Below are 13,338 nucleotides of genomic sequence, written 5' to 3'. Positions count from 1 at the left end.
TGATGGATATACCCGGATGGTCTATCTCTATCCTGCCCGATATCTGCTCAGGCGACCAGTCCTGGGTGAGCTTGGACACCACGTAACCCCTGATCACCTTGCTCTTTAATCGCATCCTGCGGCTTGCCTTTGACCTGCGCTTATCCGCTCGTACCTGAGCACGATGGTCTATGTAAAAGTCGTAGGTAGGCGAGGGGTTGCGCCGCAACTCACGCGAGATGGTAGAGGGACTCCTGCCTAAAACACGGCCCATCTCTCGTATAGATCGCCCGTCTCTACGCATCGTATCTATCACCTCACGCTCCTTCAGTCCAAGATGTTGGTATCTTGAGTGCATACGTCCTCAGAATAACGAAATCCCTCTCGCTTTCCAAGGTGTTGCACTTCATTATTGAACCCACGATTTACAATTTGAAATTTGCAATACCTCAGGTTACCCACCTTGACACGCCCGTTTACTTTACTATACTAATATAGATAGGAGGATACCATGAAACGGCTTATCCTTCTTTCTATGGTCGCTTTAGCGTGTGCTCCGAGGCAGGAGGTTAGAAGTGAATGGCCTACCCCTGAAGAGGTCAGGCAAGATATCGGGCGACCTGAAGTTGATTCCCTGCAGATCTTCGTCTTCGACTCCACGATCCTTCTTGGATCCCTTACCGCCGAGGAGATTGATATCCTTGAGGCCGCCCGTTGGGCTTACTACCAGGCGGTTAAGGATTCCTTTCCTGATATGAGTGACAGGTGGTGGAGCACCAGCATGCGTTCGTGGATGTATAATACCTATGATTCGCTCGAAGCCGCCGGCAAGTCATCTGATTGCTATTATCTTTATCTTTGTAAGTTACAGGGTTATCTCTTCTTCGAATGGTTTAAGACCTGGTCGCCAAGAAACTGGGAGATAAACGATTCCGTCGCGTATCGAGTTCTATATGATTCTTTAAGGTCGTTTCAGATCAGCGTAGACTTCGCTATCCCAAGGCCATAGATACTACTTCTCTTCAATCATTCCCCGCATGAGCAGGAAGTAGCAGCCGCCCTAGTAATCGGCAGAAAGATCGGACCCGGTATCTTGCAGGGCTGGCACCAGCTTGCCCGGAAGTCAACCACGACCGGCACCTCAATCCCCAGCACCTCTTTCTTGAACTCCTCCTGGTTCTTTACTCCTATCATCGGCCCTCCTTTTCGAGTGATACGGAGATTCGGACGGATGTCAATTATCAATCTTCCTTCGAGAACAGGGCATGCCTTGCCTCTACGATATCAACAACAAGGTGGGATTGCAGTGTTGACTAAAAGCAACTTACAGGTATCCTAGGAATATGGTGGCGGATTCTAAGATTCCCTCTCCCTCTGGGAGAGGGATAAAGGGTGAGGGTAAGATTCTCCCTGCGAGAATACTTAGATTATGTCGAATGCTACGAAAGAGACAAACAACCACAGAAGCAAAAATATGGACGTGTCTTAGAAACCGTCGTTTATTAGGAGCCAAATTCAGACGTCAACATCCTATTAATAAGTACATAGTTGACTTTTATTGTCATGGAGCTAAGCTGGTTGTGGAGATTGATGACGGAGGACACAACAGAGTCCGTGTAGCACAGGCTCTCCAGCCTGTGCTACAATACTTGTAGAGGGCAAGGCATGCCTTGCCCCTACAGTATCTCAAGAAACATAGAAGGATGCGTCAGGATCGTTTTTGTAGACACAGAACGTTGGAGCAACTAATCCTTCTCTATCATCCCGCGCATGGGCACGAAGTAGCAGCCGCCCTCGTAGCGTTTAGCCAGGCCCGTATCTTGCTTGGTGTAGATAGTCAAGGTCTGAGCGCGGTGTTGAGGGCCGATGGGAACCACAAGCCTCCCCCCTATCGCAAGTTGTTCCACAAGAGGCTGGGGAAGCTTTTTCGGCGCGCAGGTGATTATGATTCCCTCAAACGGTGCGGCCTCAGGCCAGCCGAGATACCCGTCGCCCGCCTTCACGTGCACATTGGTGTATCCGAGCGAATCAAGGCGCTTCTCAGCGGTCTCGGCAAGCCCGGAAAGAAGCTCTATCGTGTATACCTCGGCTGCCAGCTCGCCAAGGATCGCGGCCTGGTAGCCTGAGCCGGTGCCTACCTCAAGCACCTTTTCTGTACCCTTAAGCTCCAGAAGCTGAGTCATCAACGCCACCATATAGGGCTGGGAGATGGTCTGGTCCTCGCCTATGGGAAGTGGAAAATCGCCGTAAGCGCTTGTTTGATAGGAATCCGGGACAAAGACATGACGTGGCACCTTGCGAAACGCGGTAAGCACCCGTTCATCGGTGATGTCCCTGGCCTCAAGCTGCACCCTTACCATCTGCTCACGCGCAGTCTGATAAGGATCGGGACGTTCTTCCCCTTTCATCTTCCCTCCACACCCCGTACCCATAACACCCGTAACACCCGTAACACCCATAACACACACAGCCAACCCCACGATCCAGACAAACACATAAGCCCCTGATTTTCTTGCGGATAGCATAACATCCTCACGTAGTTTCTCAACTTATTTGCCCTCGAGGAGCTTTAGGAACTCCTCTTCGGATATGATCTTTACACCTAATCCATTGGCCTTCTTAAACTTTGAGCCTGGGTCGACGCCTGCTATGACGTAGTCGGTTTTTTTCGAAACCGATGAGGAGACCTTTCCGCCGCGCTTTAAGACCTCCTGACCTGCTTTTTCCCGGCTCATCTTCTCAAGCCCGCCGGTGAACACGAATGAAAGTCCGGCAAAGCTCTGATCGGTAACCTCGATCGTTTCAGTGGAAAAGTTCACCCCTGCCTTGCGCAGTCGTTCGATAAGCTCAAGGTTGCGGGAATTATCAAAGAAATCCCTTATGCTCTGCGCGGTTACAGGGCCGATGCCTTCAATCTCTGATAGCTCGTCGATATCGGCATCCATCAGCTCATCGATGTCACTGAAATGTCCGACCAGCGCCCGGGCACCGGTGGCGCCCACGAACCTTATGCCTAACCCGAAAAGGATGCGCTCGAACGGACGGTGCTTGCTCCCTTCTATCCCCCTAAGGAGGTAGTCGGTCGACTTGGCACCCATCCGCTCGAGCGCAATCAACTCTTCTCTGGTCAGATCGTAGATGTCGGCGATGCTCTTTACCAGACCTTTATCCACCAGCTGCACGATGAGCATGTATCCCATCCCTTCGATATCGGCGGCTCCTCTGGATGCATATAAAGCCAGCGATGCCTTGAGTATGGCCGGACAATCCCGGTTGATGCAGCGCCAGGCCACCTCGCCCTCGTATCGTTCAAGCTCAGAACCGCATACCGGACAGCGCTCAGGCATGCGGAACTCGCGCTCTGAACCGTCGCGGCGCTCAGGTATGGACTTTATCACCTGGGGGATGATCTCGCCACCCTTCTCTACAAGCACCCAGTCGCCGATTCGCAGATCCTTGCGCTTTATCTCGTTTTCGTTAAACAGGCCTGCCCTTGAAACGGTGGTGCCTGAGATGAAGACAGGATCAAGTATTGCAACAGGGTTGACCGAACCTGTCCGGCTTACGTTGAGCTGGATATCTAAAAGCTTCGTGGTCGCCTGTTCCGGCTGATACTTATACGCCACCGACCAGCGCGGCGACTTTGCGGTGTGACCGAGCTCTGCCTGGGCAGAGATGGAATCAACCTTTATGACCACGCCGTCTACGGCATATCCCACGTCGTGGCGCTTCTCCTCCCAGTCCTCTATATAGCGGATTACCTCATCCAGATTCTCGCAGCAGCACATATTGGGAATGATCGGGATTCCTGCTTGTTTTATTGCCTCAAGCAGATCGTATAGCGAGTCTGACTTCCATCCCTCAGGCCGCAGGGGCGAGTGCGTCATGAAAGCAAGCTTACGTTTAGCCACCTGGCGGGAGTCAAGGAGTTTGAGGCTTCCTGCGGTACAGTTGCGGGGGTTGGCGAACACATCAAGCCCCTGCTCGTCTCTCTCTTTGTTGATGCGCTCAAACTCATCTTTGGGCATGTAGACCTCTCCCCTGACTATCAGCACCCCTTTGGATAAAGGCCCTTCGAGCAACTTCAATGGGATCCACTTTACGGTACGCAGGTTGGCGGTAATATCATCGCCAGTGAGACCGTCGCCACGGGTTACACCTCTAGTAAAGACCCCGTCTTCGTATCGCAGGCTGACTGCAACACCGTCTATCTTCTGCTGGACAACGTATACCTGATCCCCTACCGCCTGCCTGACCCTGCGGTCAAATTCAGCAAGCTCTTCTTTTGAATAGGTGTTGTCCAGGCTCATCATCCGCACCTCGTGACGAACCTGCTCGAAGCCCTCCAGGGGTTGCCCGCCTACGCGCCGGGTGGGTGAATCAGGTGTAACGAGATCGGGAAACTCCTTCTCCAGATCCGCAAGACGCTTCATCAACGCGTCGTACTCGGCATCGGAGATCACTGGGTCGGCCAGAACATAGTAGCGGTGGTTGTGGTAGTTGATCTTCTCTCGCAGTTTTTCTATCTGGCGGCGAGCATCGTCCTTGTCCATACGTTAAGCATACGAGCAACCCTACGCTCTGTCAACCCTTTCGTATTTGTGTGTCGTAAAGGTGGTATATCAACTGCACTGTGTGGCAGCCGTAAGTTTCCAACCCGAAGAGTTCTTGCCGACGGTGCATCTCCTCAAGAGAAGGATGCACCATGCCGATAGAGTTGCATTCCAATCGACGGGCGGCACTAACTCCTGCTTTATACAAGGCCTTCAACCCCTGATCAGTTCCCTCCATAATGGAGAGTACTAAGAATTTCTGCCAGGGGATATGCCAGAACATGGCGGCTCCAACCATCTGACGGCCTTTCATTGCAGTGAAAAGAAGACTTTGGCTTCCGGCTTCGACCAGGTGTTTCTCTCTTAGCTGGCGCGTATCCCACCAGGTAAAGAAATATCCTTCAACCGGTTTTAAGGTGGAACTTTCTCTGAAATACTTCAGAAGTGACGAAGGTTCCTCCGGAACATCTACCTTAATTCCTTCGGCCTCATCGGGTATCTCAGGCAAAGGGTGTCCGCGATGTCCCAGGCGAAAGTGTTCCTTGAAGCCAAACAACGCTCCCATCCGCAGGCTTTGCTGAAACCAGGGAAGGGTTCCGTATCTCAGAGTCCTTGCACCCCTTGCTTCAAGCTCCTTCTGGATTACTCGCTTCATACCCAGTATGGCGCATCCTATCTGGAAAAGGCTGGTCTTGGGGTTGGAACGTAGACCGTGCAGATACCACTCGCCTGGCTCCAGCTCAAGTGCCTGCCCCATGGCAATCAACATGGAGCCAGATTTAACCACCCAGGTTAATTCCTTGGTCGAAGGCGACAGCCAATCATCTATAACCAGAGGCAGGTAGTCCCAATCACCAAATAGCGGCTTGAACGAAGTCAGCATTGCCTGTTTGTCAGTGGGAACTACTTTACGGACTTTCATCTCCTCCATATTCAAATATTGCGCCTCTCTGTGGATAAGTCAAGCCGAGGCTTTCTAACCCATCGAATATAGACGAAGTCAGGATACGCTGGCCTTAATCCGTGGGAAAGCCAAGCTCGTTTTCCGGTATTCCCTGAGCCTTCCCATGTTCTATCGCATCACTCCACGTACTCTTATCATTTCTATCAAGCTCGAACTGTTTGTCATCGTAGACGACTATAATCTTGGCTTCGTTCCAGAAATGCGCATACCAGCCGTTCAGGATGTAAGATTGCAGGCGATTGATCTCCTTACGTGAACACCTTACGTAGTAGATGTGCCATCTCCCCAGGTTTCCTTCGTAGTCGATGGGGATGCCGTCTCTTGTGATCTCCGCCTTGTAAACGGAAAGTTTGTTGATCAGTGTGGGGTCGCTCAACCCTTCAGCGATCACGACCCCTTTCCAGGTCTTCATCTTCAACCTCCTCTCATTAAGGCCATGAAGTATAACAGCTTGTGTGTTTGCGAAGGGACTATGAATTCCATCCTAATTCCACATCTAACTTCTGGGCGAGTTTTTTTCTATCACACATCAGGTAATAATAAGCGAGCCCTCTATATCTACCCCATCTATCCTGTGCAAATTTTTTGATCTCATTTAATGTCTTATCTTTGAGTTCCGGATAGAATGTCTGAAAAATCCTTGAACTCCACAGATCCAGAGGAAAAGCACTGTATCTTTTGAATCTCCAAAGGAGCGTAGCCTCGGCTGTCCACTCGCCAATCCACTTTACCTTCATGAGCTTTTCTTTCAGTTGATCATCTGGCAAGGATTTTAATTCCTCCAGATCCAAGCCCTTTGTAACCTCCTCGGCGATCCATCTTATGCGCTCGGTTCGAAAACCGAGCTTGCATTCTTTAAGCTCCTTTAACGTCGCCTCAGCCAGGGCCTGGGGTGTGGGGAAAGCGTAGCAGTCATTCACCTGCTCCCCGTATCTTTTGATCAAACAATCCATCATCTCCACACCCCTCTGAAAAGAAACCCACTGCAAACAAAAGCCTGTGACCAGTCCCTCAAACAGGGTGGGGGTGGTTTGGATCTTAAGTCCATACAAATCTTTTATCGCATGTTTTAAGATCGGGTCCCTCCTGGCGACAGAATAGAACCCTGTCAGATCGTCCCCTATGCTGAACATGAAAGCTATCTTATCTCTGATTTCTTTTTGGACACGCTCGTTAACCTTCGGCTTTACAGAGATGAATAGCACTGGGTCATCTATAGATTCACCAGATTTGACAGAAACATAAACAAGTCTCTCGGACTCAAGCCTTAGGATTCTGGTGAAGGTTCCATCGGAATATCTGGCTGGAGGCATGAGATGCATACGAGTTGCGGTCAGATTAAAATCGAACGGGGGTTTCGGCTCGAGTTCCATATCTCACCTTAGATTTGCAGGCTTATAAAAATCGTCCACGGCGATCTCGGATACCGCCTCACGTGTTTGCGATATGCCGAAGGCACACAGCTAGATACCCTCTGTTAGAGGAAGTATATGTGGTGATTTGTGTAGATTTCATGAAAGCGCTCGCACCGTCATATGTCTGCTTTCTGGAGCAAACCAGCAGTATAGACCGGGAAGCCTTTTTTCAACCTCTTCTATAAAAGTATCGATATAAGTAGGTTGATTCTTTGGAGGGGGCAAGTCATAGATTAGCGTCGATTCTATGTGAAGCATTCGATAATGGCTTTCTCTGTTTCCTGGTCTCGAAACATCTGACCAATATCCTGCAAGGCGAGTTTCATGGAACTGGTCCATAACCTTATCTACATCATTTTCTTTATGTTGTCCATTTACTTCTTCATCGTATTCCTTGGAATTTAATTCAATCGGATAAGTTATCAATCGTTTCTCTAGACTTCTGCACTGGAAAATTACTACTTCAAGTTGGTGGATAGGTAAAATAATTTTGCTCCCATCGATTTGCTGGTTGAGATTGTTGCAGATATCACGAAGTATGTTCAGATCCACCCATGACAATTGTCTATCATCCCGTAATGCCCCCAATGTTGTCTTAGGCCATTTGCTTCCTGGATTCTCTGGCTTGATTCCTGGAATCTTTTGTTCAAGCTCTCTCTTTATACCCAGTAAGGGTCTTGTGAATCCTTGATAGGCTAAAGTTGAAACCCCAGACCAAGCTATAAAGAATTCCCGCGGTTTTACAGCTGTTCGGGGCTTGCTTTCAACAACTTGCTTAACTATTTCAAATTCCATCACTAGCATCCAGGTCTCCTTACTCCACAAAGTGGAACTCTTTGTTAAAGGGACTGCTATTCCCTCTAACGGCTTGCGGACTTGTGACATATCGTAGGCGCGAAGTTACCAAAACCTCGTGTTTGCCTTCATTCCATTATGCACCTCGATCGCCCTCTGTCAACTCCGCAACTGACATGCGCCTGAGGCCCGGCGTGTTTGCGAAGTGGTATAACATCTTTCCGCGCCTATACCTCTGCCTGTCGCTAAACCGGTTCATAGATATTAGTTTCACCTGTCAAGCTATCTCTCCATTCGATCTTTTTGATGACGATCTTCAACAGGCAAAAATCACGAGACTCCGGTCCATCCGGAAAGTACTGCGATAAATCGAAAGTCGCCAGCTTCCATACCCTCTTTTTCTCCGCTAAATCCGGAATTATTTGAGCTTCACCGATGACCACAGCTGCTTTCTCGCCAGTAGGCTGTTCCACAAAGGCAAGCGAGATCTTGGGATTTGCTTTTATCTGCTTGACTTTTCTGGAGCTTGCGAAGGTGGTCACCCAGATGGACATATCATCTTCCACTATCGGCGATACCGGCCGCACCCTTGGCTGGTCGCCATCGCACGTGGCGAGATACGCATGCAGGCAGTTCTCTTTCATTATGCCTACTATTTTCTTTCTGCCTGTCCGATGAATTCATGTTCTTATCTCCTTTCTTTTGATATTTGCTTAACGTTTTGCGTGTTTGCGAAGCCGCAAGACACTCTGCTCGATCAAGAGGCATTATCAAGGTTTCTCATCATGTTTGAGTGCCTCCTTGACCTCCTTTTGAAAGCCTGTCTTGTCGAAGACGAAGGATTGGATAGGTTTCTTGTTCACCATACATGCAGGGACAGATCCTCTCTTCCTGACCTCCTCTGCCTCCTCAAATCTATTCACCATCCTGATTGGAATATCCGGCGCTACCTCCTTGATGGATTCCTTTATCATCTCAGAGAAATATATCGAGAAGGGGCAGGACGGCTTGTAGAAGATCAATGCCTTTCCCTCATCCTCTTTTTGAGGATTGAAAGGTTCTTCTTTGGGAACGTAGGCGTAGCCTTCCTTGATCGGATAGTAAAGCAGAAAAGGATCGTCCGCTTTTGCCCGCATAAACCCCATTTTCTCATAGAACTCATGCTGAGGATAGGTTCCCCAGACCTCAAATGCCGTTGTCACAAGAGCAAGTGGGGTATCGTTGTCGAAGTAGGATTTCGGCTCTTTCATATCATCTATGAGGGCTCTTAGGAGTGCTCTACCTACCCCTTTCCTGAGGTTTTCTTTTTGCCGAACAAAGATACATCGTATTTCAACCAATCTCTCTTCTGGATTCGGCACACACTGGATCATACCCACAGCTCTGGAGTCCATGTAAGCCAGCTTGCCAAGGCTTGGGTATTTTTCTATAACCCCAAAAGCCCATCGCTTCATTATATTCATTCCTTCCACAAAGAGCGGGTGCTCTCTTTTGTCCGGCGGAACGCAGATGCGAACCATCTCGTCTACGTTCTCCCTGGTAACATCCTTTATTACCAACTTTTTCACATCAACCTCCTTGGGGTTTGTGTTCACCGTTAAATATACACTTGAGTTAGGCGTCGTCAAGTGAACAAAATATCATTGCGAGCGGCTGAAAGCCACGAAGCACACGCATTATCTCCTCCCCCTTGATGGTGGAGGACAAAGGCGGAGGTGTCATCGCGAGCCACCGAAGGTAGCGTGGCGATTCCGCACCTCTACGTTATAAAATGGCGGTGCTATGAGATTGCTCCCTGCGTTCGCCCTTCGGTGATTCGTCGCGTACCTCCTTCGGAGGTGAACGCTCCTCGCAATGACGAATCACTAGAGCGGTTGACACCGCCTTGACAAAACATTTAGGCGAACTAACCGGAAACACGCTGTCAGGTAAAGGCACACGATCTTCTCGCCTACTTCTGCAGCTGTTGTATAACCCCATCGGCGGTTGTCACGAACGCAAACCCGAAAGCGAGATTGAGCAAACTCGCCAGATGCATCTCCTCGTTGATAGTTCCGGTGCCATCAGCAAGAAAGAACACACGATAGTCCCGGTAGTAAGCGTCACGCGCTGTGGATTCGCAACACATATTGGTCATAATGCCGGAAATAACAAGGTCTTCTATCTTGAGGCATCGCAGCACGGTCTCCAAATCCGTATTGTAGAACGCCGAGTAGCGATGTTTACAAATGACTTTCTCGTTAGACAGCGGGGTGATGTCTTCTTGCACTTCGCTCTCTGGACTCCCTTCAAGACACATTCCCTCCCACCACCACCCCATAATACCGGCATCAAGACGATTTGGGTGATGAACGTGTCGGACGTAAACCACCGGGCGGTCCGCTTCTCGAAAAGAAGCAATGAGTCGTTTAAGTGTTGGAAGAATAGCAAGCCCACCACAAGTGAAGGTGGGAGAAGCCTGCTCCAGGAAAAAGCGCTGCATATCGATAACAAGAAGAGCCGCCTTATCGAGGTTAAGCCGCATCTGATGCTGATTGAAGGGCGCGATCCTTTCGAGCCAGAGTTGTGTCTTTGCTTTAAGTGATTTGCTTGTCACGTATGGTTCCATAATAATTCTCCTTTTCTTGTGTGTTTTCGCCTAACAGCCGTAACACACGCAACACCCCGTAACACACCCGTAACACTTCCGTGTCTGCGAAGTGCCGAAGACGTTTGGGTGAGTGAAATGACCCGTAAATAGCGTATTAGACTAAGTTGCTAGTTGGTTTTTTGATTATTCTTCCAGCTCATCGGCTTGTCTTAGATAATTAACCAATTGCCTCTGAATGAGCACCTTTCCGGCTTTGTTAGATAAAAGGCCAAATGGCCCTTTTCCCCAAGTAAGAGGAGGCCGTTTACCAAACCCTGGAATTTCAATCTGACAATTTCTCAATGGTTCAAGCTGACGCTGAAAGGTTTCTGCGGTGTATTGGCGACCCTCGTTTAGATCACAACGGTGTTTAGTGGCTGCAAAGATACTTAGGATTATTTCAATGCCCATCGCTTTAGTAAGCATGTAGTCACTATTGTTACCCCAAGCTTCAGGCCACATCTTTTGAACACCTTTTAGGAATTCTTTGACAATCTGAGCCTGAGCAGCAGCTGTTTTTGCGTAGAGCACACCTCCGCTTTCCGTATGTGGAGCTAGACATCTTTTTATATGTCTATTCGTTACCCAGCATCCCTTATCATCATCCAGAAGCTTTATCTTTCCTTTAAGAGGGGAATCGTTATCCTCTGCTAATCGATGAACAACATCCATTGTTGCAGATTCCTCAGGTGGTAGTTCTTTAATCTGATAATAGAGTTCGAGGACATGCACATCTGTCACCTTAACCTGTTTACCATTTATGTCCGCAAACACCTTCCCCCGAAGATGTTCATCTGCATCATAGAGAGCAATTACAGGAAGATCGAATTCGATTCCATTACTATGTTCAAACCCGGCAAGACGGTGTTGTCCATCAAGGATATAAGCATACTTTCCCTCTTCATCGGGGAACTGAATAACCACTTCCTCGCTCTTGCCCGTAGGAGAAATACTTACACTGGAAGTTAGACTTACCACAATTGCATTGGGAAGAATGGAAGTGTCTTCCTTAATATACTCCCCGATTTCTTTAGCTCTTTTAGGGTCTAAGATACGTTGCACCTCTTTTGGATTATCATGGCTTCTAGGTGTAACGTAACAAAGACGTCTCAACTCACGTGAGTTCATAGGGAAAAGATACAAATCATAACCCTTTTGCCTTAACACATGAGCAGTTACAGCAAATCCAGCCATGGTTTACCTCCTTCTAACTTGTTGGATTTTCTAAGATTGCACTCTTCGCAAAGAAACTGAATGTTATGCCTTTTTGAGGGACCACCCAGCGATACGGGGATAATATGGTCAATATGCAGGTCAACCTCAGGTGGTTCTTTTCCACATTTCACACACCGATGAGGCGTCGTCCACAGTAACTTCAAATATTCACCGTATGCAACAGATTCCCTAAAGTGCTTCTCTAATCTATTCTTAACTGCATTAAAAAGAAGATCCAAATCATGAGTAGACCATTCCCTGCCTGTTCTATATCGTAGTAAGTCTCTGAATTGCTTTAGCGAATCTCTGCTCATGAAGTAGCCTTTCTTCTGAAGGTCCTCAATCTTAGACAGGATTTCAACTAACTGTTCTGATAGTGCCCATTCGACAAAACTTAGGAACGACTCGGCATCAATTCCTAGTGATTCCAAAAGGGTTTCTATCCGGTCAAATTGCTTGATCAACTTATGTCCTGTATTTGTTATAGTTAGTCTCCAAGCCCGCAATTTCATCTAATGGCTCGTAAAGCCGCAAAACCTCGGTTCGCCAACGCTCGATTATGCACGTCTATCGCACTTTGTCAACCCGTAACACCCGCAGCCAACTTGCGCCTAACGTTTTCGGGCTTTGCGAAGTGCCCAAGGCATTGAGGTGAGCGAACTGCAAGAACCCGTAACACCCTAACACGCGGTTAAGAAAACTCAGTCTCCTTTGATCAAAGTTTGCTCACTATTTTCTCTAGCGATTTCAGCCCGCCCGCCTCTGCGTCGCGAGCGACTCGAAGCGCCTCTATCGTCTTCTCTAGCCGCGCCTCATCGGTAAAGAAGCCGGGCTTGGAGGTGTGCCACGGGTAAAGCTCCTCAACTTTTTTGAGGCTGCGGGTTACCTGACGGTAGTGCGTGATTGCTTCGTCGAAAAGAGGATCGAGTTCGGGGTCATTCAAACGATCTTTTGCCTCCTCCAGAAACCAGGTCGCCTCGGACCGGCACTCCAGCCACACCATGGTGTTGTACTTGAACCCGTGAGCAGCTTCCTCTATCTTGAAGATAGTATCGTTCTCCAGCGCGGTTATCCAGAGATCGTAAGCCTCGGGACCTGCCTTGTATCCCTCGAATATCCACTTATCAGGACTCTCGGAGATCTCGAGTGCAAACTCCAGCGCTTCTTTCACGGTGGTGCGGTCGTCTTTAGCTTCTCCGGGTTTGACCACGTATACCTCAAGCCAGCCGATCTCGGTTTCAGCCAAGTCATCCCAGGGCATAGGCATCTTATAGTTTTCCATTATGGTTCCCGAATAGTAGTAGCCGACGTCGTCGTAGCCGGTGATTACAAAATACTCGGGGATGTTAAGCTCCCAACCGTAGCAAGGATATCCTTCATCGATGGCGGTGCGTACCATGTCCCAGGCTTGTTTCTGCACCTCGGCAGAATTGGTGTCACTCATATACGCCGTAATGCCTTCGAATGTGTAGCCGACGTTCTTGGCCAAATCGATCATCTTTTCCGTAACCCATGCGGTAGGACCAGACGGGCAGAGTGTTTCGTGGACGTTGATCACGAAAGCATGCCCCGAGGCTCCAACCAGCCAGGCGTCGGATAAGTCCATCTCCAGATAGTCAAGACAACCCTTGATGCATCCCATGTGGGTGGTCCAGAAGGGCTTCCAGCTAAGGTGTTCGAGCATCACCGGCTCTGACTTTTTCTTCTTGGCAACTAACCCGGTGAATATGAGCAACGCACACACCAGCAGCAACCCAAACTTCTTCATGACTGCCTCCTTTGGTTAAT

Annotated in this window: 16 protein-coding genes; 2 read left to right on the top strand and 14 right to left on the bottom strand. The window is 48.9% G+C overall.

The features are described from left to right. The coding region (locus CEE36_04850; protein ID TKJ43363.1) for an IS30 family transposase at positions 1-337 on the bottom strand (337 nt) is incomplete at its 3' end. A 153-nt stretch (positions 338-490) separates the two neighbouring features. Here CEE36_04850 and CEE36_04845 point away from each other — a divergent pair. Further along, a complete protein-coding gene (locus CEE36_04845) occupies positions 491-988 on the top strand; it encodes a hypothetical protein (GenBank protein ID TKJ43362.1) in 498 nt (165 codons plus the stop codon). Between the two features lie 17 nt (positions 989-1,005). On the opposite strand, the gene CEE36_04840 is transcribed toward CEE36_04845, so the two are convergent. Then, complete coding sequence (locus tag CEE36_04840) at positions 1,006-1,173, bottom strand: hypothetical protein (protein ID TKJ43361.1); 168 nt, start codon at positions 1,171-1,173, stop codon at positions 1,006-1,008. A gap of 149 nt (positions 1,174-1,322) precedes the next feature. Here CEE36_04840 and CEE36_04835 point away from each other — a divergent pair, with 149 nt between their 5' ends. Further along, the gene (locus CEE36_04835; protein ID TKJ43360.1) at positions 1,323-1,634 is read left to right on the top strand and encodes a hypothetical protein; all 312 of its coding nucleotides are present in this window, start codon (positions 1,323-1,325) and stop codon (positions 1,632-1,634) included. Between the two features lie 90 nt (positions 1,635-1,724). Here the strand turns inward: CEE36_04835 and CEE36_04830 are convergent, their stop codons facing one another. The 12 genes from CEE36_04830 to CEE36_04775 all read right to left on the bottom strand — a co-directional run bounded on the left by CEE36_04830 (position 1,725) and on the right by CEE36_04775 (position 13,318). Beyond that, on the bottom strand, positions 1,725-2,438 hold the full coding sequence (locus CEE36_04830) for a protein-L-isoaspartate O-methyltransferase (protein ID TKJ43368.1): 714 nt from the start codon (positions 2,436-2,438) through the stop codon (positions 1,725-1,727). 90 nt (positions 2,439-2,528) lie between these two features. Continuing rightward, the gene (locus CEE36_04825) at positions 2,529-4,532 is read right to left on the bottom strand and encodes a DNA ligase (NAD(+)) LigA (protein TKJ43359.1); all 2,004 of its coding nucleotides are present in this window, start codon (positions 4,530-4,532) and stop codon (positions 2,529-2,531) included. 31 nt (positions 4,533-4,563) lie between these two features. Continuing rightward, the gene (locus CEE36_04820; protein TKJ43358.1) at positions 4,564-5,454 is read right to left on the bottom strand and encodes a hypothetical protein; all 891 of its coding nucleotides are present in this window, start codon (positions 5,452-5,454) and stop codon (positions 4,564-4,566) included. 94 nt (positions 5,455-5,548) lie between these two features. After that, a complete protein-coding gene (locus tag CEE36_04815; protein ID TKJ43357.1) occupies positions 5,549-5,908 on the bottom strand; it encodes a hypothetical protein in 360 nt (119 codons plus the stop codon). Between the two features lie 58 nt (positions 5,909-5,966). Next, positions 5,967-6,869 carry a hypothetical protein gene (locus tag CEE36_04810; GenBank protein ID TKJ43356.1) on the bottom strand — a complete coding sequence of 301 codons (903 nt, stop codon included), beginning with the start codon at positions 6,867-6,869 and terminating at the stop codon, positions 5,967-5,969. A gap of 138 nt (positions 6,870-7,007) precedes the next feature. Continuing rightward, a complete protein-coding gene (locus tag CEE36_04805) occupies positions 7,008-7,715 on the bottom strand; it encodes a hypothetical protein (GenBank protein ID TKJ43355.1) in 708 nt (235 codons plus the stop codon). 236 nt (positions 7,716-7,951) lie between these two features. Next, entirely contained in the window at positions 7,952-8,350 is a 399-nt protein-coding gene (locus tag CEE36_04800; protein TKJ43354.1) for a hypothetical protein, read from the bottom strand. 126 nt (positions 8,351-8,476) lie between these two features. Then, on the bottom strand, positions 8,477-9,274 hold the full coding sequence (locus tag CEE36_04795) for a hypothetical protein (protein TKJ43353.1): 798 nt from the start codon (positions 9,272-9,274) through the stop codon (positions 8,477-8,479). 383 nt (positions 9,275-9,657) lie between these two features. Beyond that, positions 9,658-10,314: a hypothetical protein gene (locus tag CEE36_04790; protein TKJ43352.1), complete on the bottom strand. Its 657-nt coding sequence runs from the start codon at positions 10,312-10,314 to the stop codon at positions 9,658-9,660. Positions 10,315-10,479: 165 nt separating this feature from the next. Next, a complete protein-coding gene (locus CEE36_04785; protein TKJ43351.1) occupies positions 10,480-11,529 on the bottom strand; it encodes a hypothetical protein in 1,050 nt (349 codons plus the stop codon). Further along, entirely contained in the window at positions 11,511-12,062 is a 552-nt protein-coding gene (locus CEE36_04780) for a hypothetical protein (protein ID TKJ43350.1), read from the bottom strand. The genes CEE36_04785 and CEE36_04780 overlap by 19 nt, the downstream gene beginning before the upstream one ends. Positions 12,063-12,265: 203 nt before the next feature. Then, a complete protein-coding gene (locus CEE36_04775) occupies positions 12,266-13,318 on the bottom strand; it encodes a hypothetical protein (GenBank protein TKJ43349.1) in 1,053 nt (350 codons plus the stop codon). Positions 13,319-13,338 lie beyond the last annotated feature (20 nt).

Source organism: candidate division TA06 bacterium B3_TA06, from assembly GCA_005223075.1.
Lineage (GTDB): Bacteria > Hydrothermota > Tepidihabitantia > B3-TA06 > B3-TA06 > B3-TA06.
This window is presented reverse-complemented; position numbering and strand designations above follow the sequence as displayed.

Excerpts from the sequence above, each read along its gene's own strand:
- CEE36_04845 (TKJ43362.1), top strand. The coding sequence starts at position 491 with ATGAAACGGCTTATCCTTCTTTCTATGGTCGCTTTAGCGTGTGCTCCG.
- CEE36_04840 (TKJ43361.1), bottom strand. The coding sequence starts at position 1,173 with ATGATAGGAGTAAAGAACCAGGAGGAGTTCAAGAAAGAGGTGCTGGGG.
- CEE36_04835 (TKJ43360.1), top strand. The coding sequence starts at position 1,323 with ATGGTGGCGGATTCTAAGATTCCCTCTCCCTCTGGGAGAGGGATAAAG.
- CEE36_04830 (TKJ43368.1), bottom strand. The coding sequence starts at position 2,438 with ATGGGTGTTACGGGTGTTACGGGTGTTATGGGTACGGGGTGTGGAGGG.
- CEE36_04825 (TKJ43359.1), bottom strand. The coding sequence starts at position 4,532 with ATGGACAAGGACGATGCTCGCCGCCAGATAGAAAAACTGCGAGAGAAG.
- CEE36_04820 (TKJ43358.1), bottom strand. The coding sequence starts at position 5,454 with ATGAAAGTCCGTAAAGTAGTTCCCACTGACAAACAGGCAATGCTGACT.
- CEE36_04815 (TKJ43357.1), bottom strand. The coding sequence starts at position 5,908 with ATGAAGACCTGGAAAGGGGTCGTGATCGCTGAAGGGTTGAGCGACCCC.
- CEE36_04810 (TKJ43356.1), bottom strand. The coding sequence starts at position 6,869 with ATGGAACTCGAGCCGAAACCCCCGTTCGATTTTAATCTGACCGCAACT.
- CEE36_04805 (TKJ43355.1), bottom strand. The coding sequence starts at position 7,715 with ATGCTAGTGATGGAATTTGAAATAGTTAAGCAAGTTGTTGAAAGCAAG.
- CEE36_04800 (TKJ43354.1), bottom strand. The coding sequence starts at position 8,350 with ATGAAAGAGAACTGCCTGCATGCGTATCTCGCCACGTGCGATGGCGAC.
- CEE36_04790 (TKJ43352.1), bottom strand. The coding sequence starts at position 10,314 with ATGGAACCATACGTGACAAGCAAATCACTTAAAGCAAAGACACAACTC.
- CEE36_04785 (TKJ43351.1), bottom strand. The coding sequence starts at position 11,529 with ATGGCTGGATTTGCTGTAACTGCTCATGTGTTAAGGCAAAAGGGTTAT.
- CEE36_04780 (TKJ43350.1), bottom strand. The coding sequence starts at position 12,062 with ATGAAATTGCGGGCTTGGAGACTAACTATAACAAATACAGGACATAAG.
- CEE36_04775 (TKJ43349.1), bottom strand. The coding sequence starts at position 13,318 with ATGAAGAAGTTTGGGTTGCTGCTGGTGTGTGCGTTGCTCATATTCACC.